The 24,809-nt window shown below is 63.8% G+C and carries 20 protein-coding genes and 1 pseudogene; 19 read left to right on the top strand and 2 right to left on the bottom strand.

Features of this window, described 5'->3' with window-relative positions; translation table 11 throughout:
• The 5 genes and pseudogenes from ACCC94_RS13865 to ACCC94_RS13845 all read left to right on the top strand — a co-directional run.
• Positions 1-406, top strand: a pseudogene (locus tag ACCC94_RS13865) (histidine kinase); the annotation flags it as partial.
• On the top strand, positions 403-1,404 hold the full coding sequence (locus ACCC94_RS13860) for an HD domain-containing phosphohydrolase (RefSeq protein WP_413350062.1): 1,002 nt from the start codon (positions 403-405) through the stop codon (positions 1,402-1,404). The pseudogene ACCC94_RS13865 and the gene ACCC94_RS13860, both read left to right, overlap by 4 nt.
• A 61-nt stretch (positions 1,405-1,465) precedes the next feature.
• On the top strand, positions 1,466-2,011 hold the full coding sequence (locus tag ACCC94_RS13855) for a DUF4256 domain-containing protein (RefSeq protein ID WP_413350061.1): 546 nt from the start codon (positions 1,466-1,468) through the stop codon (positions 2,009-2,011).
• Positions 2,012-2,112: 101 nt separating this feature from the next.
• On the top strand, positions 2,113-3,117 hold the full coding sequence (locus tag ACCC94_RS13850; RefSeq protein WP_413350059.1) for a GlxA family transcriptional regulator: 1,005 nt from the start codon (positions 2,113-2,115) through the stop codon (positions 3,115-3,117).
• Between the two features lie 29 nt (positions 3,118-3,146).
• Positions 3,147-3,389: a DUF1272 domain-containing protein gene (locus ACCC94_RS13845; RefSeq protein ID WP_413350057.1), complete on the top strand. Its 243-nt coding sequence runs from the start codon at positions 3,147-3,149 to the stop codon at positions 3,387-3,389.
• A gap of 433 nt (positions 3,390-3,822) precedes the next feature.
• Here ACCC94_RS13845 and nfuA read toward each other — a convergent pair whose 3' ends face one another.
• Together nfuA and ACCC94_RS13835 are read right to left on the bottom strand one after the other, a co-directional pair.
• The gene (nfuA, locus tag ACCC94_RS13840) at positions 3,823-4,407 is read right to left on the bottom strand and encodes a Fe-S biogenesis protein NfuA (RefSeq protein ID WP_045208304.1); all 585 of its coding nucleotides are present in this window, start codon (positions 4,405-4,407) and stop codon (positions 3,823-3,825) included.
• A 192-nt stretch (positions 4,408-4,599) separates the two neighbouring features.
• Positions 4,600-6,888 (bottom strand): fatty acid cis/trans isomerase, encoded by a 2,289-nt coding sequence (locus ACCC94_RS13835; RefSeq protein WP_413350056.1) that lies wholly within the window; start codon positions 6,886-6,888, stop codon positions 4,600-4,602.
• A gap of 171 nt (positions 6,889-7,059) precedes the next feature.
• On the opposite strand from ACCC94_RS13835, the gene metH reads away from it, so the two are divergent.
• From metH to ACCC94_RS13765, 14 genes are all read left to right on the top strand, one after another.
• Positions 7,060-10,752, top strand: coding sequence for a methionine synthase (metH, locus tag ACCC94_RS13830; RefSeq protein ID WP_413350054.1), 3,693 nt, complete (start codon positions 7,060-7,062; stop codon positions 10,750-10,752).
• Between the two features lie 605 nt (positions 10,753-11,357).
• A complete protein-coding gene (locus ACCC94_RS13825; RefSeq protein WP_413350052.1) occupies positions 11,358-11,597 on the top strand; it encodes a hypothetical protein in 240 nt (79 codons plus the stop codon).
• A 189-nt stretch (positions 11,598-11,786) separates the two neighbouring features.
• On the top strand, positions 11,787-12,989 hold the full coding sequence (locus ACCC94_RS13820; protein WP_413350051.1) for an HlyD family secretion protein: 1,203 nt from the start codon (positions 11,787-11,789) through the stop codon (positions 12,987-12,989).
• A gap of 2 nt (positions 12,990-12,991) precedes the next feature.
• Positions 12,992-15,091: a peptidase domain-containing ABC transporter gene (locus ACCC94_RS13815; protein ID WP_413350049.1), complete on the top strand. Its 2,100-nt coding sequence runs from the start codon at positions 12,992-12,994 to the stop codon at positions 15,089-15,091.
• Positions 15,088-16,392 (top strand): TolC family outer membrane protein, encoded by a 1,305-nt coding sequence (locus ACCC94_RS13810; protein ID WP_413350047.1) that lies wholly within the window; start codon positions 15,088-15,090, stop codon positions 16,390-16,392. The genes ACCC94_RS13815 and ACCC94_RS13810 overlap by 4 nt, the downstream gene beginning before the upstream one ends.
• A 1-nt stretch (position 16,393) precedes the next feature.
• On the top strand, positions 16,394-17,293 hold the full coding sequence (locus ACCC94_RS13805; RefSeq protein ID WP_413350045.1) for a hypothetical protein: 900 nt from the start codon (positions 16,394-16,396) through the stop codon (positions 17,291-17,293).
• A gap of 271 nt (positions 17,294-17,564) precedes the next feature.
• The gene (locus ACCC94_RS13800; RefSeq protein ID WP_413350043.1) at positions 17,565-18,680 is read left to right on the top strand and encodes a fimbrial protein; all 1,116 of its coding nucleotides are present in this window, start codon (positions 17,565-17,567) and stop codon (positions 18,678-18,680) included.
• Positions 18,681-18,813: 133 nt separating this feature from the next.
• Positions 18,814-19,164 (top strand): 50S ribosome-binding protein YggL, encoded by a 351-nt coding sequence (locus ACCC94_RS13795; protein WP_413350041.1) that lies wholly within the window; start codon positions 18,814-18,816, stop codon positions 19,162-19,164.
• 108 nt (positions 19,165-19,272) lie between these two features.
• Positions 19,273-19,548 carry a YceK/YidQ family lipoprotein gene (locus ACCC94_RS13790; protein WP_413350039.1) on the top strand — a complete coding sequence of 92 codons (276 nt, stop codon included), beginning with the start codon at positions 19,273-19,275 and terminating at the stop codon, positions 19,546-19,548.
• A gap of 272 nt (positions 19,549-19,820) precedes the next feature.
• On the top strand, positions 19,821-21,146 hold the full coding sequence (locus tag ACCC94_RS13785) for an MATE family efflux transporter (protein ID WP_413350037.1): 1,326 nt from the start codon (positions 19,821-19,823) through the stop codon (positions 21,144-21,146).
• A gap of 33 nt (positions 21,147-21,179) precedes the next feature.
• Positions 21,180-21,395: a DUF2970 domain-containing protein gene (locus tag ACCC94_RS13780; RefSeq protein ID WP_045208331.1), complete on the top strand. Its 216-nt coding sequence runs from the start codon at positions 21,180-21,182 to the stop codon at positions 21,393-21,395.
• Between the two features lie 315 nt (positions 21,396-21,710).
• Positions 21,711-22,208, top strand: coding sequence for a PaaI family thioesterase (locus ACCC94_RS13775; protein WP_413350064.1), 498 nt, complete (start codon positions 21,711-21,713; stop codon positions 22,206-22,208).
• Positions 22,209-22,447: 239 nt separating this feature from the next.
• Positions 22,448-24,106, top strand: coding sequence for a nitrite/sulfite reductase (locus ACCC94_RS13770; protein WP_413350036.1), 1,659 nt, complete (start codon positions 22,448-22,450; stop codon positions 24,104-24,106).
• Positions 24,090-24,593, top strand: coding sequence for a DUF934 domain-containing protein (locus tag ACCC94_RS13765; RefSeq protein ID WP_413350034.1), 504 nt, complete (start codon positions 24,090-24,092; stop codon positions 24,591-24,593). The genes ACCC94_RS13770 and ACCC94_RS13765 overlap by 17 nt, the downstream gene beginning before the upstream one ends.
• The last annotated feature ends 216 nt before the right edge of the window (positions 24,594-24,809 follow it).

The following is a 24,809-nucleotide window of genomic DNA, read 5'->3' as shown; positions in this document are numbered from 1 at the left end:
CGATGGCGCCGCCGCCAACCTTGCCCTGCCGCGCCTGGCCGGCGCCATCGGTGCGCTGGAAGGCGCCGCCGACCATGGCACGGCTGAACAGCTGGGTACCGCGTTGGAACGGGTCCGCGCCGAATTCACCACCGTCCGCGAATCAGTACCGCTGGTGCCGGAAGCGGTCAGCGAAGTCGTCGGCGAAGTCGCCTCGCAGGACCTGCGCGATGCGCTGCAAGCCCTGCAGCTGGCCCTTTCCCGAGGCGGCCTCGATGACCAGGCACTGGAGCGCCTGCGCCTGGGCATCGCCCACGGCGAGCACCGCGAGGCCTTCGAGGCGCTGCGCTTCGCCATCGACGATTTCGACTTCGAACAAGCCTTGAAATGGGTCCGCACCCTCGGCACCCGCCTGGAGCCAGCATGACCGCCACCGCCCAAGATCATCGGCCCTGCCTGCTGCTGGTGGACGACGAAGCCAGCAACCTCCAGGTCCTGCGGCACATCCTGCAGGACGACTACCGCCTGCTGTTCGCCAAGGACGGCGACAAGGCACTGGAACTGGCCAACCGCGAGCGCCCCGACCTGGTCCTGCTGGACGTGATGATGCCCGGCATGACCGGCTTCGAGGTCTGCCAGCGACTCAAGGCCGAGCAGGCCACCGGCGCCATCCCGGTGATCTTCGTCACCGCCCTGGCCGATGTGCCGGACGAGGCCAAGGGCTTCGAGGTCGGCGCGGTGGACTACATCACCAAGCCGGTCAGCCCGCCCATCGTCAAGGCTCGGGTGCGTACGCACCTGTCGCTGGTGCGGGTGGAGGAGCTGCGCGAAACGCGCCTGCAGATCGTCCAGCGCCTGGGCAAGGCGTCCGAGTACAAGGACAACGAGACCGGCCTGCACGTCATCCGCATGAGTCACTACGCGCACATCCTGGCGCGCGCCGCCGGCTACTCGGAAAAGGCCGCCGACGACCTGCTCAACGCCGCGCCCATGCACGACGTGGGCAAGATCGGCATTCCCGACGCCATCCTGCAGAAGCCCGGGCGGCTCGACGAGCGCGAATGGCAGGTGATGCGCCAGCACCCGGAGATCGGCGCGGGGATCATCGGCGAGCACGATTCCAACCTGCTGCGGCTGGCCCGCAGCATCGCCCTCACCCACCACGAACGCTGGGACGGCACCGGCTATCCCAACGGCCTGCGCGGCGAAGAGATACCGCCCGAGGGCCGCATCGTCGCCATCGCCGACGTGTTCGACGCGCTGACCAGCGTGCGCCCTTACAAACCGGCGTGGAGCATCGAGGATGCGGTGGAGCTGCTGCGCCGGGAGAAAGGCAGCCAGTTCGACCCCCAGTTGGTGGAGCTGTTCCTCGGTTGCCTGCCCGACATCCTGGCCGTGCGCGAACGCTGGACGGACGCCGGCTGAGCGGCGGGCCGCACGAATCCTGCTTTACTCTCTGCCTTTACCCCTGCCGAGAGTAAGCAAGATGAATGCAAAACAGCACGACGCCCTGCTGGCGACCCTGCAGGCCCGCTTCGAGCAGCACCCCGAGCGCCACAAGGGCATCGACTGGACGGACGTTGAGGCGCGCCTGAAAGACGCCCCGGCCAAGCTCAAGGCCCTGGAGCAGATGGAAGCCACCGGCGGCGAGCCCGATGTGGTCGGCCGCGAAAGCGCCAGCGGCGCCATCCTGTTCTTCGACTGCTGCGCCGAGACCCCGGCCGGACGCCGCAGCCTCTGCTACGACCGCGAGGCGCTGGACGCGCGCAAGAAGGACAAGCCCGCCGGCTGCGCCACCGAGCTGGCCGCGCAGATCGGCATCGAGCTGCTGGACGAGGCGCAGTACCGTCAGTTGCAGGAGCTGGGCAACTTCGACCAGAAGACCTCCAGCTGGCTGCGTACCCCCGGCTCCATGCGCAAGCTGGACGGCGCGCTGTTCGGCGACCGCCGCTACGGTCGGGTCTTCACCTACCACAACGGCGTGCAGTCGTATTACGCCGCGCGGGGCTTTCGCGGTGTACTGAAGGTTTGACGGCGCGCGGCCGTTGACCTGGCAAGATTCGTGGGGTGGCTGACGTTGCCGCCAGCGTCGGTCATCGCCACACTGGTTGCATCCAATGAACGAGTCCTGCCATGGAATCGCCGCGCCGCATCGCCTGCCTGCTCTACCCGGAAGTCATGAGCCTGGACATCACAGGGCCGCTGCAGGTGTTCGCCTCCGCCAACGTCGAGCGTCAGCGCCAGGGCCTGGCGCCACTCTACGAGCTGCTGGTGCTGGGCGAACAGGCAGGACCGGTGGCCACCTCGGCCGGCATCCGCATCTGCGCCGACCTAGCTTGGCGGGAAGTCGAGCCCGCGAGCCTGGATACCCTGCTGGTGCCGGGCGGGCTGGGCGTGCCGACGCAATGCCAGAACAGCGACCTGCTGCACTGGCTGGCAGCCGCCGAACCCCAGGTGCGCCGGCTCGGCTCGGTGTGTTCCGGTGCGCTGATCCTCGCCGCTGCCGGCGTGCTCGATGGCCGCCCGGCCACCACCCACTGGGCCGATGTGGATGAGTTGTGCGCCGGCTTCCCCGAAGTGCTCGTCCAGGGCGACCGCCTGCACACCTACGATCCGCAGCGCCGGGACGGCGACGATCATGTCTTTACCTCCGCAGGCGTCACCGCCGGCATCGACCTCGCCCTGGCACTGGTGGAAGCCGACCTCGGCCGCGCACTCGCCCTGGCGGTGGCGCGGCGGTTGGTGATGTTCCTGAAACGCCCTGGCGGACAGGCGCAGTTCAGCCACTGGCTCACCCCCGAGCCGACCCGCACGCCGCGCCTGGCCGCGCTGCTGGAATGGATCCCGGCGCACCTGGGCAACGATCTTTCGCTGGAGGCCCTGGCCGAGCAGGCCTGCATGAGCCCGCGCACCCTGTCGCGGGTGTTCATCAGCGAACTGGGCATGGGACCCGGCCGCTACGTCGAACGGGTCCGCCTGGAAGCGGCGCGCGCACTGCTGCAGGACGCCCAGGCGTCGATCAGCACGGTGTCGCGGCTGTGCGGCTTCGGCCATCCGGAGAACCTGCGGCGCACCTTCCACAAGCACCTGGCTATCAGCCCACAGGAATACGCCGAGCGCTTCGGCCAGTTGCACTGACAACGACAACAACCCAAAGGACGATTGCCATGCTCGAACTCCGCCCCGGCTGCGAATGCTGCGACCGCGACCTGCCGGGTGACAGCGCCGATGCGCGCATCTGCAGCTTCGAATGCACCTTCTGCCGCGACTGCGCCGAACACGTCCTGCACGGCAAATGCCCGAACTGCGGCGGCGAGCTGGTGCCGCGCCCTCGCCGGCCGCTGCCGAAACTGACGACCAGTCCGGCCTCTACCCAGCGGGTGCTCAAGCCTGCCGGCTGCCAGGGCTGATCCCGGCCCCGTGCCGTAGGGCGCATAACCCGGCACGGGTTATCCGCCACGATTGGCGAATAATACCCCTCGGCGTTATTCACCCACGGTCCGCTGTGTGTAGGAGCGAGCTTGCTCGCGAACCACCCAGCGCCGAAACCACCTCAAGGACCCTCTGGCGAACTCCAGAAAGAGCAATCCTGGACAATAACGCTGCGGTAGATGAGGCGTCGGCCCTGCCGACGGTTCGCGAGCAAGCTCGCTCCTACAAGGAGCACGCCGTGGCAGACCGCCGCGTAGGAGCGGACTCCGTCCGCGATTGGTCCACCTCGCGCCGGACTGCACCACCGAACCATCCCGCACAACCGGCGAACAGCGATGCCCAGCGCCGCGACAGGCAGCGATTAAAAAAAAGGCGACCCGAAGGTCGCCTTTTCGCTGCTCGCGCGCCCACTCAGTAGTAGGCGTTCTCGCGATTGCTGTGGTCGGTGACGTCACGCACGCCCTTCAGCTCCGGGATGCGCTCGATCAGGGTCTTCTCGACGCCGTCCTTCAGAGTCATCTCGACTGCGCCGCAGCCCTGGCAACCGCCGCCGAAACGCAGCACGGCGATGTTGTCCTCGACCACGTCCACCAGGCTCACCTGGCCGCCGTGGCTGGCGAGTCCCGGGTTGATCTCGGTCTGCAGGTAGTAGTTGATGCGCTCGGTGATCGGGCTGTCCTCGTTGACCATCGGCACCTTGGCGTTGGGCGCCTTGATGGTCAGCTGGCCGCCCATGCGGTCGGTAGCGTAGTCGACCACCGCGTCGTCCAGGAACGGCTCGCTGATGGCATCGATGTAGGCAGTGAAGGCCTTCAGGCCGACCGGGGTGTCTTCCGGCTTCTGCTCGCCCGGCTTGCAGTAGGCGATGCAGGTTTCGGCGTACTGGGTGCCCGGCTGGGTAATGAAGATGCGAATGCCGATGCCGGGAGTGTCCTGCTTGGACAGCAGCTCGGCCAGGTAATCCTGTGCGGCTTCGGTGATGGTGATAGCGCTCATGGCAACTCCTCGCAAACGTGGCGAGAAGTTTACGCCATCCGGGGGTGAAGGATAAAGCCCTACTGATTTAGTAGGAATAATTCGCAGCTGGGCAGTGCGCTTTTGTAGGAGCGAGCTTGCTCGCGAAGCAAACCCCGCTGCGAGGTCGTTCGCGAGCAAGCTCGCTCCTACAGGTTCAGGTTCGGGCCCGGCTCAAAGGTTCTCGTAGCGGTTCATGTCCAGCACGCCCGCCTCCACCGGCTCGGTTTCGCGCAGGTAGGCATCCAGGTCGTGGAAGTAGAACCAGAACTGCGGGTGGCTGCGGCGGATGCCCCAGCGGTCGGCAACCTTCTCGAAGTCCGCGGCGCTCTTCACCTGCTCCAGCGCACTGACGAACTCGCCCGCCTCGCCGGCCTTCAGGTCGAACATGAAGTTCGGATAGCTCGACAGCACGCCGGGGTAGATGGTCAGGGTGTCCAGCCCCGGCTGATAGCGCAGGGACTCGCCCATGATGAAGGCGACGTTGCTGTGGGCGCGGTTGCGCAGCACGGTGTAGATCTCGCGCTGGCCGTCCGGCAACTCCACGCGCAGCATGGTGGCCTCAGGGAACTGGTCGATCACCGGCAAACCGGCGGCCGGGCGGCTGACCAGCCGGCTGAAGGCCTGCTCGGCATCCTGCAGCGGCGCGGCGACGGTGTTGCGATAGCAGGCGCCGTTCTCGCAGAGATTGATCGGATCAGGCCGCGCGTTGAGCGCCACGTAGTGCTTGAGCAACTGCCGGGCGAAGGCCAGCTTGGCGCCCTTTTCCGGCAGGAACAGCCCCGTGGGTGCGTCGCTGTCGCTGTTGTAGTAGTCGGCCCACATCTTCAGCTTGCCGCTGCTCTGGTACCAGTCGTCGAGCAGCTTCCTGCGCGCGCCGACGGGCATCAGGCGCAGGAAGTTCTGCTCGGCGCCGTTGCGGATCAGGTCGAAGTACAGCCGCGTCTGCGCCTGGTGGGCGACATTGCCGAACACGTCGAAGTTCACCACCAGCCCGTAGTAGGTGCGCTCCAGCAGCGGATAGTCCATCCACCAGATGGTCTGCGGCACGCCGCCGATCAGGCCCTTGCGCACCGAGGCGCTGTCGTACTGGCGGAAGATGCTCAGCACCGCGTTGTCATTGCCGGCCCAGATGTCGGCCCAGGTCGGCGCCGGCGCGTCGTCATAGACGTCCTGGCGCAGCTCTTCGTATTTATTGCGCTTGTCGCGATAGGAACGCCACTGGGACAGCATGGCGCCCATATCGTCGATCTGTCCCGGCAGCGCCAGCAACGGCGAGGCCTGGCGCTGGAATTTCGGGTCGGTGACGTAGAGGTCGTGGTCCGGGTCCTGGAACACTGCCCAGAAGTTGTCGCGGATCACGTCGGTGGCGATCTGCCCACGACACACCGGCCCGCGGATGAAGGTGCGGACGAAGTACTCGGCGTTGTCCAGCATGAACTGGTAGCGCGCCCGCGCGGGAATGGCCTCGAAGGTTTCGAAGGGGTTGGCACGGTGCTGCAGGCCATATCCGGGGACCTTGTCGGTATCCCAGGCGGTGCCGTAGAACAGCTCCTGATCGCGCTTGAGGCGGGCCTCGTTGAGCGGATAGGTGATGTGCGTCTTGTGCACGATCACGCCCTGGATGGGCCACAGGCGGTAGTAGAAGGTATTGCCCGGGTCGTCGTTGGGGCGGCGCGTGGCAATCGGGTCGATGGGTTGGCCGCTGGGCGTGCGCGAACGCACCAGCTGGAAGAAATGCCCCGGCTCGCCGCGCTCGGTGAAGTACAGGTGGGCGAGGTACAGGTGTTCGTAGATCCAGCGCTGCACCAGGCTCTGGCGCGCACCGGGCTGGTTGAGGAAAGCCTCCCAGTCGGCGATCTGCGCCGCCTCGCCGGCACCTGGCTGCCAGGCCTGCTCGTCCACCGGCGCGCCCTGCGCCAGCCAGCTCTTGATGGTCTTGAGCTGCCGGTCGCTCAGGCCGGTGACCGCGAACGGCATGCCACTGCGGGGGTTCCTGGCGACGAAGTCGTCGATGTCGTCGGGCGCCGGGCACTGGTTCGTGCGGTAGATCGACAGGTCCAGCCCATCGGGAATCTTCGCGTTGGGCACCAGCGGATGCTCATGCCCCAGGTCGATCATCCGCGCCATCAGCGCTGCCTGGCTGCCGCGGCCATCGAGTACCGACCAGAAGTCCTTGCGCCGCCAGGCGTCCGCGCCGTGGGCGTCGAGGAACAGACGGGTCGGGTCCTGCGCCCGGGTGCGTCCACCGTCGTAGACCGGCAATCTGTTCGCCCCGCGCTGCGCACCCTCGGCGGCGGTCAGGTTGAGCTGGCACGGCGAGTCGTAGCAGGCGTGGCAGGCGACGCATTTCTCGGTGAAGATCGGCTGGATGTCCTTGCTGTAGGACAGCCCTCCCGCCAGAGCCTGCGCCGAAAACGCCAGGGATGCGATGAGCAACGTGAAACGGGCTCGCAGGGACATGAAGGACTCCGGACATCAGGAAGGAGCGGATTCTAGCGGGAGTGGCGCTGCAATGCGCTCCAACCAAAGATGGAACATGAGGAATTTTCATGTAAAACCGCGCCCGGTCAAATTTCCTGCAGCTTTGTTATCATCAGCGACCTTTCGTCACGCCCTTTTCCAGGTATTCCCATGATCGACCGTGCCGCACGCCTGCAAGCCCTCCAGCAAGCCCTCAAGGAGCGCATCCTGATCCTCGACGGCGGCATGGGCACCATGATCCAGAGCTACAAGCTGCAGGAAGAGGACTACCGAGGCGCGCGCTTCGCCGACTGGCCGAGCGACGTGAAGGGCAACAACGACCTGCTGCTGCTCAGCCGCCCAGACGTCATCCAGGCCATCGAGAAGGCCTACCTGGACGCCGGTGCCGACATCCTCGAGACCAACACCTTCAACGCCACCCGCGTGTCCCAGGCGGACTACGACATGCAGGAACTGGCCTACGAGATGAACGTCGAGGGCGCGCGCCTGGCCCGTGAAGTGGCCGACGCCAAGACCGCCGAGACCCCGGACCGCCCGCGCTTCGTCGCCGGCGTCCTCGGCCCGACCAGCCGCACCTGCTCGATCTCCCCGGACGTCAACGATCCCGGTTTCCGCAACGTCACCTTCGACGAACTGGTGGAGAACTACAGCGAATCGACCCGCGGCCTGATCGAGGGCGGCGCGGACCTGATCCTGATCGAGACCATCTTCGATACCCTCAACGCCAAGGCGGCGATCTTCGCCGTGCAGGGCGTCTATGAGGAACTGGGCGTCGAGCTGCCGATCATGATCTCCGGCACCATCACCGACGCCTCCGGCCGCACCCTGTCGGGGCAGACCACCGAGGCCTTCTGGAACTCGGTGCGCCACGCCAACCCGATCTCCGTCGGCCTGAACTGCGCCCTCGGTGCGAAAGAACTGCGCCCGTACCTGGAAGAGCTGGCGACCAAGGCCGGGACCCACGTCTCCGCCCACCCCAACGCCGGCCTGCCCAACGCCTTCGGCGAATACGACGAGACGCCGGCGGAAATGGCGGTGGTGGTGGAAGAGTTCGCCGCCTCGGGCTTCCTCAACATCATCGGCGGTTGCTGCGGCACCACGCCGGCGCACATCGAGGCCATCGCCAAGGCCGTGGCCAAGTACGCCCCGCGGGCGATTCCGGATATCCCCCGCGCCTGCCGGCTGTCGGGCCTGGAGCCGTTCACCATCGACCGCAACTCGCTGTTCGTGAACGTCGGCGAGCGCACCAACATCACCGGCTCGGCCAAGTTCGCCCGGCTGATCCGCGAGGAGAACTACGCCGAAGCGCTGGAAGTCGCGCAGCAGCAGGTGGAAGCCGGCGCCCAGGTGATCGACATCAACATGGACGAGGGCATGCTGGACTCGAAGGCAGCCATGGTCCGCTTCCTCAACCTGATCGCCTCCGAGCCGGACATCTCCCGCGTGCCGATCATGATCGACTCCTCCAAGTGGGAAGTGATCGAGGCGGGCCTCAAATGCATCCAGGGCAAGGGCATCGTCAACTCCATCTCCATGAAGGAAGGCGTCGAGCAGTTCAAGCACCACGCCCGCCTGTGCAAGCGCTATGGCGCCGCCGTGGTGGTGATGGCCTTCGACGAAGCCGGCCAGGCCGACACCCAGGCGCGCAAGGAAGAAATCTGCCAGCGCTCCTACGACATCCTGGTCAACGAAGTGGGCTTCCCGCCGGAAGACATCATCTTCGACCCGAACATCTTCGCGGTCGCCACCGGCATCGAGGAACACAACAACTACGCGGTCGACTTCATCGAGGCCTGCGCCTACATCCGTGACAACCTGCCCTATGCGCTGACCTCGGGCGGGGTGTCCAACGTGTCGTTCTCGTTCCGTGGCAACAACCCGGTGCGCGAGGCGATCCACTCGGTATTCCTCTACTACGCCATCCAGAACGGCCTGACCATGGGCATCGTCAACGCCGGCCAACTGGAGATCTACGACGAGATCCCGCAGGAATTGCGCGACAAGGTCGAGGACGTGGTGCTCAACCGTAGCCCGGACGCCACCGAGGCACTGCTGGCCATCGCCGACAACTACAAGGGCGGCGGCGCGGTCAAGGAAGTAGAAGACGAAGAGTGGCGCAGCCACAGCGTCGAGAAGCGCCTGGAGCACGCGCTGGTCAAGGGCATCACCACCTTCATCGTCGAAGACACCGAGGAATGCCGGCAGAAGTGCGCGCGCCCCATCGAGGTCATCGAGGGTCCGCTGATGTCCGGCATGAACGTGGTCGGCGACCTGTTCGGCGCCGGCAAGATGTTCCTCCCGCAGGTGGTGAAGTCCGCCCGCGTGATGAAGCAGGCGGTTGCCCACCTGATCCCCTTCATCGAAGCGGAGAAAGGCGACAAGCCCGAGGCCAAGGGCAAGATCCTCATGGCCACGGTGAAAGGCGACGTGCACGACATCGGCAAGAACATCGTCGGCGTGGTGCTTGGCTGCAACGGCTACGACATCGTCGACCTGGGCGTGATGGTCCCGGCGGAGAAGATCCTGCAGACCGCGCGCGAGCAGAAGTGCGACATCATCGGCCTGTCCGGCCTGATCACCCCGTCGCTGGACGAGATGGTCCACGTCGCCAAGGAAATGCAGCGGCAGAACTTCAGCCTGCCGTTGCTGATCGGCGGCGCCACCACCTCCAAGGCGCACACCGCGGTGAAGATCGACCCGCAGTACAGCAACGACGCGGTGGTCTACGTCACCGACGCCTCCCGCGCGGTGGGCGTGGCGACCACCCTGCTGTCCAAGGAACTGAAGCCCGAGTACGCCCGCAAGCTGCGCGAGGAGTACGCGGAAGTCCGCGAGCGCACCGCCAACCGCAGCGCGCGTACCGAGCGCCTCACCTACGAGCAGGCCGTCGCCGCCAAACCGAAGTTCGACTGGGCCGGCTACCAGCCGCCAGTGCCGAGCTTCACCGGCGTGAAAGTGCTGGATGACATCGACCTCAACGTGCTGGCCACGTACATCGACTGGACGCCGTTCTTCATCTCCTGGGACCTGGCCGGCAAGTACCCGCGCATCCTCACCGACGAAGTCGTGGGCGAAGCGGCCACCAGCCTGTTCAACGACGCCCAGGCGATGCTGAAGAAGCTGATCGACGAAAAGCTCATTCGCGCCAAGGCCGTCTTCGGCTTCTGGCCGGCCAACCAGGTGCAGCACGACGACCTGGAAGTCTACGGCGACGACGGCCACAAGCTGGCCACCCTGCACCACCTGCGCCAGCAGACCATCAAGCCCGACGGCAAGCCGAACTTCAGCCTGGCCGACTTCGTCGCGCCGAAGGACAGCGGCCTCAAGGACTATGTCGGCGGCTTCATCACCACCGCCGGCATCGGCGCCGAGGAAGTGGCAAAGGCCTACGAGGCCAAGGGCGACGACTACAGCGCGATCATGGTCAAGGCCCTCGCCGACCGCCTCGCCGAAGCCTGCGCCGAATGGCTGCACGAGCGCGTGCGCAAGGAATACTGGGGCTACCAGCCCGAGGAACACCTGGACAACGAGGCGCTGATCAAGGAGCAGTACGTCGGTATCCGCCCGGCACCCGGCTACCCGGCCTGCCCGGACCACACCGAGAAAGGGACGCTGTTCAAGCTGCTCGACCCGAAGGGCGTCTCTGGCGTGACCCTGACCGAGCACTACGCCATGTTCCCCGCCGCCGCCGTCAGCGGCTGGTACTTCGCCCACCCGCAGGCGCAATACTTCGCCGTGGGCAAGGTCGACAAGGACCAGATCGAACGCTACAGCGCGCGCAAGGATCAGGAAATCAGCACCAGCGAGCGCTGGCTGTCGCCGAACCTGGGTTACGACTACTAACGCCAGCAGCAACGCCGCGAGCCCGTGTCCTGGGCGGAGACTACCACTCCGCCCAGGGACCTACCCGTTGCGCAACGCAACATCGGGCTATTTGCCGATTCGTTTTTCTTTCCTCTCGCATCAGGCTGTACAAGTTACAAGCCAACTCACTCATGTGCTTCCTGCATCTCCCCGCATTGACCAACGTGTCGCTCCGACGGCGCATGTGCCGCAGGGCCGCCCCAAGGGGCGGGAGATAGTCGCCGCCAGTAAGAAACAGACATCTGACACAGCGTAAAAAACGCGACGCAACGCATCGAACCGTCCAATACCCCGTACGCAATTCTGATTTTTCCTACAGCGTAGGGAAACCTGGTCCCATTGTCTGGCCCACCGCAGATAAAAATAATCTGGCAACCGCACGGCGTTTGTGTCCTTACCCTGTCAAGCGGTCACCAGCCAGCTGGTTGAAATCCTATTTAAACGGCGCCTGCCAACCCCATCGCCAAACACGGAACTTCCAATTTATTGCGTCCCATCCATATTCCTCGGCGCGCTCACTTTCCAGCACAAACTTCCAACTTTAGTTGTCCACAAGTTTTCCTGACAGAGACGGGAAGTTCCCTGTGCTTCACCCAATTTCATGGAAGAAACAGCAAGTAGAAGAGAAGGAATTCACCACCGTTGGTACCCATCGACATCAACATCAAATCTTTAATTTCCGAGAATCAATCATGAAAAAGATCGAGCGCGAACAACTGGTCAAATCCGAACTGGCCGGCGGTTGCTGCAAGAAGAAGAAACCGGCTCCGGCCCCTGCTCCTTGCCCCAACCCGAACGGCGGTGGCGGCGGCGTTGCCCCGTAATTGACCTGAACGACCCAATACGGACTGGCATGCCGTTCGGCTTAGGTCGGAACGTCCATCCATTCCTTCAGGCCGTAAAGCGCTGCCCGGCATCCTGTGCCGGGCAGCGCGCCCTTTCCCACTACCGATAAATCGCTCGCCACCCCATTGGCCCCTTCTGGCCGAGGCCTTGCGCAGCAGGTCAACAGTTTGAGCACTCCAGTAGAAAAGCTGCCGCGCTTCACCGACATTTCCTGGCGCTGGATCACCTATTTCACATCGACAGTCGTAGCGTTGACCGTCGTCTACGCATTCATCCAGGAAATCGAACTCAAGCGCGACGTCCCCTTCGAGATCATCTCGCCGTCCGAATTCAAGATCAGAGGCCTCACCGGGCTGGTGACGGCGGTAGACGTCGTTTCCGGGCTGCAAGTGCAGCAGGGGCAGCCACTATTCCAGCTCGCCCGCGACCTCACCCTGTCGAGCGACGGCACGCCCAAGCCACGATTCGACGAGGCGATGCGCGATCAGCAGATCGCCACGGTCAGAGCCCAGCATGATGATCGCCTGGCGGCCCTTGATGCTCGCCTCCAGGCCCTTGAGCTCACAATCAGCGCCCGCGAACTGGAACTGCAAGCGCTCACCCAACAGCAGTCCAGAGGTCGGCAAATTGCCGCGGACGCCCGCAGAACGCAGCGACGCCTCGAAGACATGGCCAGCTACGTAACAGCTGATCGGGTCGAGCAGGCACGCCTGCAGGCCAACCAGAGCGCCGCGGAAGTCGCTCAAAGCGAGGGGCGCCGACACTCCCTTCAGGGCGAGCTGGCGACCCTGCGCGGCAACCAGAGCGAACTGAATGTACAGCGCCGTGAAACACAGACGCAGCTGGACCGCGACATTCAGGATATCCGCCTGCGTTTCGAAGCCAACCGGCAGAACACCACCATCTACGCGCCTCACTCCGGAGCCATCACCTTCTCCAGCCTGGTCGCCGGCCAGACCTTGCAGGTCGACGATGTCGCCCTGGTCATCAACTCCGGAACCCACGAGCCTCTCGTGGCGGCATTGAACATTCCTTCGAGGCAACGCGGCTTCGTCCAGAAAGGCCAGCTCGTTCGCCTCAAGCTGGACGCCTTCCCCTACGCCCGATTCGGCACTCTCGAGGCACGCATCGGCTCGATCTCCGACACCGCGATGAACAAGAGCGAAAGCTCTCCGACTCCTACTTCCGGCAACCCCATGGAAATCAACAACTACATGGCCTGGGCAACGCTCTCGGGCGAAACCTTCGGCAACGCCCGCAAGCCACTGCGCATCCTCCCCGGCATGCGCGGCATGGCCAGCGTCGTCATCGAGCGCCGGACCATCGCCGAATGGGTGCTGGAGCCGCTTTTCCAGATGGTGCGGGGCTGATCGTGCGCATCATTTACCAGAACGAGGTCGCCGATTGCGGCTACGCCTGCCTGGCCATGGTTCTGACCTATCTCGGGCGGGCGACGGAGATACGGGAAATCACAGCCCAGCACCCTCTCTCCGCCAACGGCCTGACATTGATGGACCTCTACGATGTGGCGACGGAGTTCGGTCTGGCTGTACAGGCCTTCCAGTTCGACGCCGACGACCTGCGCCACATCAAAACCGGTTCGATCCTGCATTTTGGTGGCGCCCACTTCGTAGTGTTCGAGAAATGCCAGCGCGGCCATGTGGTGGTAATCGACCCGGCGTCGGGCCGTCGGCGCATCGCTCTGGACACCTTCCTGGCCAACACCTCCGGCTTCCTGCTCGAATGCGCACCGACGCCCGGCCTGCCCCGCATCAAGGCCCGCTCCAGGGTTCCAGATGCGCTCGCTCGCGTGCGCACCCTGAACCCGCAATTGCGCGGGCAGGTCGCCAAGCTGGTTTTCATCGCCATTGGCAGTCAGTTCGCCATCCTCGCCATGCCTTACTACGGCAACCTGGTACTGGATCAGGTCGTGACGAGCGACAACCGCAACCTGCTGCACATACTCGCCATCACCTTCGCCAGCATTTTCGGCATCGGCACCTTCAGCAAGTTCGTCCAGACCTATCTGACTGCGCTCGCGGGAACGCTGGTGAACGTCAACGTCACGCAGGGTCTGGTAGGCCAACTGCTGAAGAACCCTGTCGCCTACTTCGAGAAACGCAACGTCGGCGATCTGTTCGCCCGGGTGAAATCGCAGGAAGAGATCAACGCGTACTCGGTCCAGACCAGCATTGCCTTGCGCATCGATCTGGTGGTCGCTGCGTTGGCCATCGCCCTCATGCTGATCCAGAGCGCCTTGCTCGCGGCCGTCGCACTAGGGATCTTTGCGCTTTACCTGGGCACCGCGTTCGCACTCTATGGACCGATGCGCGACGCGCACATGCTGGTGCTGGAGCGATCGGCGCAGTGCGACGACACCCTGATCGAGACGATCCGCGGCGCCTCGCTGATCAAACTGGCCTGCGGCGAAACCCGGCGCACCGCCCTCTTCATGGCGAAGTTTCGGGCCAATGCGGCTGCGGCGCTGCAAAGCACCAGGCTGACGGCGCTCCGCGACGCAGTACTGCGGCTGGTCGAATACGCCGATGTGATCGTCGTGACCTGGCTGGCCGCCGGGCTGATGCTCGACGGCAAGGTCTCGGTGGGCGTCTTCTATTCGTTCATGATCTACAAGTCGCTGGCCTCGGAGCGGCTCGCCCAAGCCATCAACGCTCTCTTCGGGCGCTTCATGCTCAGCGTGCCAGTGCAGCGTGTTGCCGACATCGTCGACCACGAGCCGGAGCGCTATGCGCAGCCCGAACAGATCGGCAGGACGATCGAGCTTCGCCGCCTGGATTCGATTCAGGTGCGCGACCTCAGCTTCAGCTACGGCATTTCCGATCGGACGGTGCTTTCCGGCGTCAGCCTGGATATCCAGCGGGGCGACAAGATCGCCGTCGTGGGCCCTTCGGGCGTGGGCAAATCCACGCTGTTCAAGCTGCTTTGCGCGGCCGAGCCGGTACAGCAGGGCGAAATCCGTCTGAACGGCGTGAGCTATTCGAACCTTGCCGTGGATGAAGTCCGCCAGCATATGACCCAGATGCGTCAGGGCGACCTCATTCTCAACGGCAGCATCGCCGACAACATTTCCCTGTTCTGCGCCAATCCCGATCACCTCCGCATCAACCAGTTGCTCAAGGACGTCGGCCTGCTGGCGGACGTCATGCAACTGCCCATGCGCACCCAGACCATCATCAGCGATTCGATCGCCAATATTTCCGCCGGCCAGCGCCAGCGCCTGCTCCTGGCTCGCGCCCTTTATCAGAACGCCGAACTGCTGCTGCTGGACGAGCCCACCTCCAACCTCGATCCAGCATCCGTCAACACGATCGCCGATGTTCTGCAGCGGCTGGATCGTACGCTGATTGTGATCACCCATGACCCGAAGCTGGCCTCCCGCTTCGAGCGCCGTTACCAGCTGGTTGATGGCAAGCTTCTGGGGCTCAGCCTGCAAGATGGCGCGCCAGCATGAGATTCGCCTTTCTTATCTGGATGGCCCTCGCCCCTTCGATCGCTTGCTCGGGTGAACTGCTGGCCGTCGTCAACGATGCCATCGCCCACGACGCCGAACTGTCTGCCGCAAATTCAGAGATCAGGATCGAGCGCGAGGAGGTACCCATAGCGCGCGCCGCCCTGCTGCCCCGGCTCGACGGCGGCTGGGGTCGGGCCTACAACCAGATCAAGACGGAAAACCAGCCTGCGACCAGGTACTGGCAGAACGGCTGGATGGTCACGCTCACTCAGCCGGTGTTCGATTGGGAGCGCTGGGTAGAGCTTCGCCAGGCGAGCGTCGCCGGCGCCAGAGCGGAACTTGAATACGCCAGCGCCTGGCAAGCCCTGGTGCTGCGCTCTGCCAATGCCTACTTCGACCTCCTGGCAGCAACCCAGGAACTGCATCGCGCCAACGATTACCTTCGCGCCGTTTCCGAACAGCACGCCTTGACCCAACGACTTCAGGCTGGCGGCGAGGCAACTGTTATCGACGTACAAGAGGCACTGTCGCGCCTGAGCGAGGCGCAACTGCGCCGGCAGGACGCAATGCGAGCCCAGGAGACCCGCCGCCGAGCTCTTGAAACCCTGACTGGCCGTCCGGTCAAGCTGGAGGCAAGCATCAGCCCGAACCGCACGAGGCCCTGGCTGAAGGCCAAGAGCCTGGTGGAGTGGGTTCGACAGGCGGAAACCCACAGCTTCCCGGTTCAGTTGGGCCAACTCGAAGTTCGCAACGCAGGGGCAGCCACCGAGAAGGCGCGCGCCCAGCGCTACCCCGTTGTCAGCTTCAGCGCCAGCCACGCGCCATCAGGAGCTGCTTCCGGCTACTCCGATCCGACCACCACCAATACCGCCATGCTCACGATCTCCGCACCGCTGTTTACCGGAGGCGGCAATCGCGCGCGCATGAGACAAGCCATGGCCGGAGAAGAGAAGGCCGAGAACCTGCTGCTGGCAGCCACGCGCAAATCTGCGGCGGACGCGCGGGAGTGGTTCGAGCGCCTGGACTGGGCGCGAGCGAGAAGTCACTCGCTTCGCGAAATCGTTCGCCTGAACGAATCCTCGCTCCAGGCCACCCGATTGGGATATCAGGCTGGAAGTCGCACCAACCTGGATGTGCTGCGTGCACAGGAGTTGCTGTTCACCAGCCGGGGGGAGCAGGCCAAAGCCCAATACGAAATGCTGACGGCATTTCTTGCATTGAAGGCCGAGGTGGCCTCACTCAGCCTTGGAGACATCCAGACGATCGATGCATGGCTGAGCTCCGATGCGTCGGAGAGCTGAGATGAACGGGATTAGTTGGCGAGACCGCGGCCTGCTGGCACTGTCGGCCCGTACACTGGAACGGATAGCCCTGCTTTCCTGGGGATTGCGTAGTCTCTTCAGCGCCAGATCACGCTGGCAGGGACGGTTGCGCTTCGAATGGGGAAGCGACAGTGGGTCGCTGACTCGCAAGGACGCCTGGCGGACGATGGCCGGCGAGGACGTCGAGCGATTACTGGACCGGCGCATGCACCTCGGTCGCTTGTACGGCCTCGGCAATCATTGGCCGGAACTGGACGCGACGGCGGCGCAGCTTGCGGCAATCGTGCAGGCCATTCACCGGGAGTCGCCTGGCCGGCCGGTCATTGTCTCGCCGTTCCACTATGTATCCGAGTACGCCAACATCTATGTGGTCGATGCCCTTCGCGCCGCATTGAACATGACCGAGCTCGCCGTCGTTTCGGGAAGTCCAAGGGAAGCCTACGGGAACCGGGAAGATGTCCTGATACCCGGATTGCGAATCCTGCATACCCTCGACGAAAACAACCGATCTGCCCTCGGCTTGCGCCTGATGCGGGCACTCAGGCGCGACGGAGCCGCCGTGCTCTTCAGCGACGTGCCACCGCACATGATGCAGCGCTATCCCATGGAAACCGTGGAGGTGTCCATGTTCGGCCGGCCTGCTCGCCTGCACCATGGCGCCTTCAGCATCGGAAGCCACTGCGATGCCGTGCTGCTGTGCTTCCACCTGACCTTCAAGCAGGGACAGTTCGGCCATCGAATCTTCGACCCCGTCGCACTGCGGCGCAAAGATGCTCCTCAGCAGGTAGCGAACTATATCGAACAGGCCTACCACGACGCCTATCCGAACTGGATCCTGGGCGACCACCCCTCCCGATATGGTTTCGCGCCGATCAAATGATGCCAAGTCAAAGAGGCTGCTGCGGATCTTTATCAATAACAGCATTGAATATCAGGTGGACTTCAGCGCGTTCCACGAACTTCTCAGCAGCCCTACCCAATCAATACGGAAAGAAGAAATTTCCCAATATGCAGGACTCCCTATCTGACAAGCCTGCCGAAGATAATTCGATATCGCCTTTGTCGGCGAGTTGAGTCCATCGAGACACAACAACGGCATCGGAACAGCACACATCCGAACGCCATCTAATTTATCGATACGGGATACAACAATGGATATGTGGAAATTCCAATACAGGCGAATGGCAGAGGGACGGTGGTCAACCGCCATATTTGTCGCAACGGCATTGTCTTTCATCTGGAGCGAACAATCCCTCGCCGCAGGTAGTTGCACATTTTCCGGCGCCGGCTCCGAGACCTTCACATTCCCAAGTCCGATTTCGGTGCCACGCGATAATGCTGCTTCGATGACGCCATTATCGGGATGGGTAACTGGCGCGGCAGTGACGAATCTCTACGCCTGCACCTCCAACAACGGCACTCGCGTCGGGATCGGCATCAAGTTCCCCACCCTCGCGCAGGCGGGCACCTACTCGGAGGGCGGACTGAACTACAAGGTCTTCAATACCAACGTGCCCGGTATCGGCATCGTCTATGGCTTTCGGCTCTATGCAACAGGCCCCTACTGCGGCCAGCAAGGCGGCCTCAATGGCTGGAGCGGCTGGCTGGCCGCTTCTGGCAACCCTTACAGCTCGGCCGATTGCTACAGCGACAACGCCACCGTCACCAACTCGTCGTTCGGTGCCCAGATGCAAGTTCGCCTGATCAAGACAGGGAAGGTTGCCGCAGGCACCATGCCCTCCTTCACGCTCAACTACACCGCACAAGACATTGATGGCGCCTTCTCCACCAGCGTGGGCAGCAAGAACTACCTCATCAACCCGGTGAGCTTCCAGGCGCTCGGCTGTACCGCAGAGGGGGCGGACGTGATCCTGGATACCGCCAGGAAAGCCGATTTCGCTTCCGCCACGAGCATCAGGACCAAGCCTTTCCAGTTCACCCTGCGGAATTGTCCGGCGGGTATGAACAGCATCAAGTACCAACTCGATCCGATCGGCACCATCATCAGCGCCACCGACGGCACCTTCCAGAACGCCAGTGGCACCGACATGGCTAAAGGCGTCGGACTGCGCATCACCAACGAGACCAACACCGCGCCCATTCGATTCGGCGATTCCAGCTATGTCGTATCGAACTACAACACTGCCTCGGGAAGCTCCTCGCTGCCTATCAAGATGAACGTTTCCTACTACCGCACCGGCACCGCTGCCCAGGTCACCGGCGGAAAGGTCCGGGGCACTGCACAGCTGACACTTTTCTACCTCTGAGACAAGGGTTCCCTTTCACTTCAGGCGGTCAGGAACTCATGGGCGGCTCCAGCCTCGGCAGGTGGTACCATAGCGGGCTGGCTGTCGCCGATCTGGACTACGACGCCGGATCAACGAACTCGAAGGAGATCCCATGAAATACCTCACCCCCGAACAAATGGCCAAACCGCGCAAACGCCGCCTGCTGAAGAAGCTGCGCCTGGGCGAGTTCCAGGAGTTCGGCTTCAGCCTGGAAGTGAATTACAACGGCGACCTGGATGACGTGCTCGATCAGTGGATCGCCTTCGTCGAATCCGAAGGCTGGGTCTTCGTCGGCGGCGCCACCGAAGACGGCGAGTTCACCGGTTACCTGTGCCTGAACGCTGTCGGCAGCCTGACCGAAGTCGACCGTGAAACCACCCGCCTGTGGCTGGAAAAGCAGTCCTGGGTGAAGTCGTTCGAGCTGGGCGAACTGAGCGATTGCTGGCACGGGTTGTTCGAGTAAGCTCTACGCAAGGGCGGCTACTCTGGCCGCCTTTTCCGATTTTTCTCATACACACCCAGTCGCGCCATCGGCATCGTTCGACGACTTCAATCTTCGTCGGATCTTCCCTTGCGCCACTTTCTTCTCGGCCTGTTTCTCGCCGGCACGCTCTCAGGTTGCGGCACGCTAATCGCTCGCGTGGATGATCACGGCTGGACTAATGACTCTTACTTCAAGGGCGTTCAGGCCGATGCCAAGTTGCTCACAGGAAATATCAGTACCGGCTACGCGCCGATAACGCTGTTCTGCTGGATGAGCATCGTCTGCCCGATAGTCACGGTTGTTTCCATGCCGGTGGATGCGGCCATCGACACAGTGGCGCTGCCCTTCGATTACACGCGATAAAGCAGACGAGTCTTTGCTCAAGCGATACCGCTTCGATGCCGACGTACGCCCAGTTAGCGCGCCGATTTCGTTCGCCAGGGCAAAAAATCGTGACGCACACCACCCGAATATCGGAAGTATCTCCAGAACAACTTCGCAGTATTCGTAGGCACATTCCGTTCCGGAAGGGGGCGGGAAATGCCTCCTTCAACTAGGATTTCCTATAGCGAAGCCCTACCGGCACGGGCCCGCCGGACGCCCATACAAGCCGGAGCTCACTGCCCAGAGACGCCATGCTAGAGCGCCAGCGGTTCCAGAACATTCTCAGCCTGGGCTTGCCGATCATCGGCGGGATGCTCAGCCAGAGCCTACTCAACCTGGTGGATGCGGCCATGGTCGGCCACCTTGGGGAAAAGTCCCTGGCCGGTGTCGGAATCGGCAGCTACGCCAACTTCGTCGCCATTTCCCTGGTGATGGGCCTGGGCGCTGGCGTGCAGGCACTGGTGGCACGCCGTCGGGGTGAAGGCCGCAGCGACGAACTGGCCGCGCCGTTGAACTGCGGGCTGCTAGTGGCAGTGGGCCTATCGCTGCCGATCACGCTGGTCTGCCTGCTGTTCGCCGAACCAATCGTCCGCGCCCTGTCCAACGACACCGAGGTGCTCGCGGTCGGCATTCCCTATTTCGAATGGCGTGCGCTGTCGGTACTGGCGGTCGGCCTGAACTTCTCCTTCCGCGGCTATTGGAACGGCACCCGGCGCTCGGGCATGTACATGCGCACCCTGGTGGTGATGCACCTGGCCAACGCGGCGATCAGCTACAGCCTGATCCACGGCCTTTTCGGCCTGCCGCAGATGGGCGCCGTGGGCAGCGGCCTGGGGACCACGTTGGCGCTGTTCCTGGGCTCGGCGATCTATGCCTGGATCACCTGGCGCGACGCCCGCGCGCAAGGCTTCCAGCCGCGCCTGCCGAGCGAACGGGATATCCGTACCCTGCTGCGCCTGTCATTGCCCAACTCGCTGCAGCAGTTCTTCTTCGCCGCAGGCATCACGCTGCTGTTCTGGATCATCGCCCAGGTCGGCACCCGCGAACTCGCCGTAGCCCACGTACTGATCAACCTGGCGCTGTTCCTCATTCTGCCCGGAGTCGGCCTGGGAATGGCCGCGACCACCCTGGTCAGCCACAGCATGGGCGAGCGCGACTTCGACAGCGCGCACCGCTGGGGCTGGGACGTGGTGAAGGTAGCGGCCTGCGGCCTGGCATTGCTCGGTGCGCCGTTCTGGATTTTTCCCGAAGCCATCCTGCGGTTGTTCGTCAGCGACCCTGCGCTGATCGAGCTGGGCCGAGTGCCGCTGATGCTCACCGGTATGGGCATGGTGATCGACGCCACCGCGCTGGTACTGACCCAGGCGCTGCTCGGCGCGGGAGCCGTACGCACGGTAATGGCAGTCAGCCTGGGCAACCAGTGGCTGTTCTTCCTGCCGCTGGCCTACCTGGTCGGCCCGGTACTGGGCGGCGGGCTGCTGGCGATCTGGAGCATGCAGATCCTCCAGCGCGGGCTCGCCTCGGCGATCTTCGCGGTGATGTGGCAGAAGCGCCAGTGGACGCAGATCGAGCTCTAGCGTCTAGGATGGGATGCAAAAGGAGGAACAACGATGGACGAGCAACAGAACAAGCCGCCGAGCTTCTGGCAGATGCTCCACAGCGTGCTGGCCGCGGCCTTCGGCGTACAGAGCGGGCGCAATCGCGCGCGCGACTTCACCCACGGCAAGCCCAGCCATTTCATCGCGATGGGCATTCTCTTCACGCTGGTCTTCGTATTGCTGCTCTATGGGCTGGTGCAACTGGTGCTGCATTTCGCCGGTCTATAGCAAAGCCGGCTGGAGGATGAGGTACCGTGCGGGCCGCAGGACGGCCCGCCGGCACCGCTGTCACTGGTGGCTGACCCAGAACACGGCGGTCGCGACCACCAGCAGGATCAGGATGAATGCGGCGCGGGCATCGACGACGCTGTCGCTGGTCTTCCTGGACGTTTCTTCGCTCATGCTTCCCCCATCTTCTCGTTATTGGCTGAAGGACTACAGCCAGGAGTTAAGACCAGCCCCGCCGGCTGCTCAAGGCGCCGCCCCTTTTCGCCGCTGCGCAATTGCCGTTAGGCTGCTGGCTCCATAAGAACAAGCGAGTGGATCAAGCACGTGGACTCACTGCAAGACACTGTCGCGCCGGAAGGCGTCTGCTACGGCTGCGGCGGCAGCAACCCGCACGGACTGCACATCAAGAGCCGCTGGCACGAGGACGGCGTCCACGTCGTCGCCGAGCACCTTCCCGAAGCCAAGTACTGCGGCTGGCCGGAACTGGTCTACGGCGGCCTGATCGCCATGCTGGTGGACTGCCACTCGAACTGGACCGCCATGGCCTATCACTACCGCGCCGAAGGCCGCGAGCCGGGCAGCGTGCCGCGCATCGACTGCGTCACCGGCAATCTGGGCATCAAGTACATCAAGCCGACACCCATGGGCGTGCCGCTGACCCTCAGGGCTCACGTCGAGGGCGAAGTCGGGCGCAAGAGCCGGGTCATCTGCGAGGTCTACGCAGGAGATGTACTGACCTGCGTCGGCGACTCGGTTTTCGTCCGCGTAGACACCTCGCAACTGCGCGACGCCGCCCACGGCCGCGAAGGCTGATGACCGTCTGAGCAGCCCAGGCGCGACAGCACCTGCGGGCCGGCGCAAGCCGCCGTCACGCCTGTGTTTCAGGCCTGGCGCGGCTTAGATCCGAAAGTTCTCGCCATATACTCAAACATCACTTTTGCGCATATTCCCGAACTGGTATCGTGCGCCCCACTCCGCGTGGAGCGCGTTGCCGTGCGCGCTGGGAAACGCAGTACGCCCCCGAGCGCTATAGCCTGACAGCAGGATGATTCATGTACGTATATGACGAATACGATCAAAGGATCGTAGAGGATCGCGTCAAGCAGTTCCGCGATCAGACCCGCCGCTACCTGGCGGGCGAACTGACCGGCGAGGAATTCCGCCCGCTGCGTCTGCAGAATGGCCTGTACATCCAGCGCTACGCACCCATGCTGCGAGTGGCCGTGCCTTACGGCCTGCTGTCCTCCAGGCAGGTTCGCAAGCTGGCGCAGATCGCCCGTGACTACGACAAGGGCTACGCGCACATCAGCACCCGCCAGAACGTCCAGTACAACTGGCCGGAGCTGGAAGACGTGCCGGAAATCCTCGCGGAGCTGGCCACCGTGCAGATGCACGCGATCCAGACCAGCGGCAACTGCATCCGCAACACCACCACCGACCAGTTCGCCGGCGTCGCCCGCGACGAGCTCGTGGACCCGCGCCCCTGGTGCGAGATCATCCGCCAGTGGTCGACCTTCCACCCCGAATTCGCCCACCTGCCGCGCAAGTTCAAGATCGCCGTCAACGGCGCCGTGAGCGACCGAGCCGCCATCGAGGTGCACGACATCGGCCTGGAAGCGGTGAAGAACGAAGCCGGCGAGCTGGGCTTCCGTGTCTCCGTCGGCGGCGGCCTGGGCCGTACCCCGATCGTCGGCAGCTTCATCAATGAATTCCTGCCCTGGCAGCACCTGCTGTCCTACCTCGACGCCATCCTGCGCGTGTACAACCGCTATGGCCGTCGGGACAACAAGTACAAGGCGCGCATCAAGATCCTGGTCAAGGCGCTGACGCCGGAAGTCTTCGCCCAGCGGGTCGACGCCGAATGGGCGCACCTGAAGGACGGCCCGAGCACCCTGACCGAAGCCGAGCTGCAGCGCGTGGCCGCCCACTTCGTCGACCCGGCCTACAAGGCCCTGGAAGACCAGGACGCCGCCCTCGCCCAGCTGGACGCCGAACACCCAGGCTTCGCCCGCTGGCGCAGCCGCAACACCTTCGCCCACAAGAAGCCCGGCTACGTCGCCGTGACCCTGTCGCTCAAGCCCACCGGCGTGGCGCCAGGCGACATCACCGACAAGCAGCTGGACGCGGTCGCCGACCTCGCCGACCGCTACAGCTTCGGCGAAGTGCGCAACAGCCATAACCAGAACATCATCCTCGCCGACGTCGAGCAGGCGCAGCTGTTCACCCTCTGGGGCGAACTGCGCGAGAGCGGTTTCGCCACACCGAACGTGGGTCTGCTGACCGACCTCATCTGCTGCCCGGGCGGCGACTTCTGCTCCCTGGCCAACGCCAAGTCGATCCCGGTGGCCGAAGCCATCCAGCGCCGTTTCGACGACCTCGACTACCTGTTCGACATCGGCGACATCGACCTGAACATCTCCGGCTGCATGAACGCCTGCGGCCACCACCACGTGGGCCACATCGGCATCCTCGGCGTGGACAAGAAGGGCGAGGAGTTCTACCAGGTCTCCCTGGGCGGCAGCGCCAGCCGTGAGGCCAGCCTCGCGCAGATTCTCGGCCCGTCCTTCGCCCAGGATCAGATGGCCGACGTGATCGAGAAGATCATCAACGTCTACGTGGAACAGCGCACCGAAGACGAACGTTTCCTCGATACCTACCGTCGCATCGGCATCGACCCCTTCAAGGAGCGCGTATATGCAGCGAATCATTAAGCACCGCGAGGTCGTCGACGACCGCTGGCACCTGCTGCCCAAGGACGCGACCCTCGAGACCGTGCCCAACTGCGACGACGTGATCATCCCGCTGAACCTGTGGCTGGAACACGGCCCGGCACTGCGCGGCCGTGACGGCGGCCTGGGCGTCTGGCTGGACGCGGACGAAGAACCCGAAGCCATCGCGCAAGACCTGGACAAGTTCCAGGTCATCGCCGTGAACTTCCCCGCCTTCACTGACGGCCGCGGCTTCAGCACCGCGCGCCTGCTGCGCGAGCGCTTCGGCTACAAAGGTGAAGTGCGCGCCATCGGCGACGTACTGCGTGACCAGCTGTTCTTCATGCAGAGCTGTGGCTTCGACGCCTACGCCATCCGCGCCGACCGCGACCCGCAAGCGGCGCTGGCCGGCCTGGATGACTTCAGCGAGGTCTACCAGACCTCCGTGACCCAGCCGCAACCGCTGTTCCGTCGCCGTCAGCTCGCCTGATCCAGCGAAATGAAAAAGCCCCGCAATGCGGGGCTTTTTCATTTCTCCACGGGGTGTTCTTTGGAGGGCGCATAACGCGCCAGCGTTATCCGCCGGCGGGACAAGGGCGGATAACCTGTTCCAGGTTATTCGCCCTACGCAAGACGCGGCTTTTAGGCTTTTCGTAGGAGCGAGCTTGCTCGCGAACCCACCCAGCTTCAGCACCGCCGATAAATC

Origin of the sequence: Pseudomonas sp. Pseusp97, from assembly GCF_047304025.1 — a bacterium.
Lineage (GTDB): Bacteria > Pseudomonadota > Gammaproteobacteria > Pseudomonadales > Pseudomonadaceae > Pseudomonas.
This window is presented reverse-complemented; position numbering and strand designations above follow the sequence as displayed.

Excerpts from the sequence above, each read along its gene's own strand:
- ACCC94_RS13810 (WP_413350047.1), top strand. The coding sequence starts at position 15,088 with ATGAGATTCGCCTTTCTTATCTGGATGGCCCTCGCCCCTTCGATCGCT.
- ACCC94_RS13795 (WP_413350041.1), top strand. The coding sequence starts at position 18,814 with ATGAAATACCTCACCCCCGAACAAATGGCCAAACCGCGCAAACGCCGC.
- ACCC94_RS13800 (WP_413350043.1), top strand. The coding sequence starts at position 17,565 with ATGGATATGTGGAAATTCCAATACAGGCGAATGGCAGAGGGACGGTGG.
- ACCC94_RS13860 (WP_413350062.1), top strand. The coding sequence starts at position 403 with ATGACCGCCACCGCCCAAGATCATCGGCCCTGCCTGCTGCTGGTGGAC.
- ACCC94_RS13770 (WP_413350036.1), top strand. The coding sequence starts at position 22,448 with ATGTACGTATATGACGAATACGATCAAAGGATCGTAGAGGATCGCGTC.
- ACCC94_RS13855 (WP_413350061.1), top strand. The coding sequence starts at position 1,466 with ATGAATGCAAAACAGCACGACGCCCTGCTGGCGACCCTGCAGGCCCGC.
- ACCC94_RS13805 (WP_413350045.1), top strand. The coding sequence starts at position 16,394 with ATGAACGGGATTAGTTGGCGAGACCGCGGCCTGCTGGCACTGTCGGCC.
- ACCC94_RS13785 (WP_413350037.1), top strand. The coding sequence starts at position 19,821 with ATGCTAGAGCGCCAGCGGTTCCAGAACATTCTCAGCCTGGGCTTGCCG.
- ACCC94_RS13835 (WP_413350056.1), bottom strand. The coding sequence starts at position 6,888 with ATGTCCCTGCGAGCCCGTTTCACGTTGCTCATCGCATCCCTGGCGTTT.
- metH (WP_413350054.1), top strand. The coding sequence starts at position 7,060 with ATGATCGACCGTGCCGCACGCCTGCAAGCCCTCCAGCAAGCCCTCAAG.
- ACCC94_RS13850 (WP_413350059.1), top strand. The coding sequence starts at position 2,113 with ATGGAATCGCCGCGCCGCATCGCCTGCCTGCTCTACCCGGAAGTCATG.
- ACCC94_RS13780 (WP_045208331.1), top strand. The coding sequence starts at position 21,180 with ATGGACGAGCAACAGAACAAGCCGCCGAGCTTCTGGCAGATGCTCCAC.
- ACCC94_RS13765 (WP_413350034.1), top strand. The coding sequence starts at position 24,090 with ATGCAGCGAATCATTAAGCACCGCGAGGTCGTCGACGACCGCTGGCAC.
- nfuA (WP_045208304.1), bottom strand. The coding sequence starts at position 4,407 with ATGAGCGCTATCACCATCACCGAAGCCGCACAGGATTACCTGGCCGAG.
- ACCC94_RS13845 (WP_413350057.1), top strand. The coding sequence starts at position 3,147 with ATGCTCGAACTCCGCCCCGGCTGCGAATGCTGCGACCGCGACCTGCCG.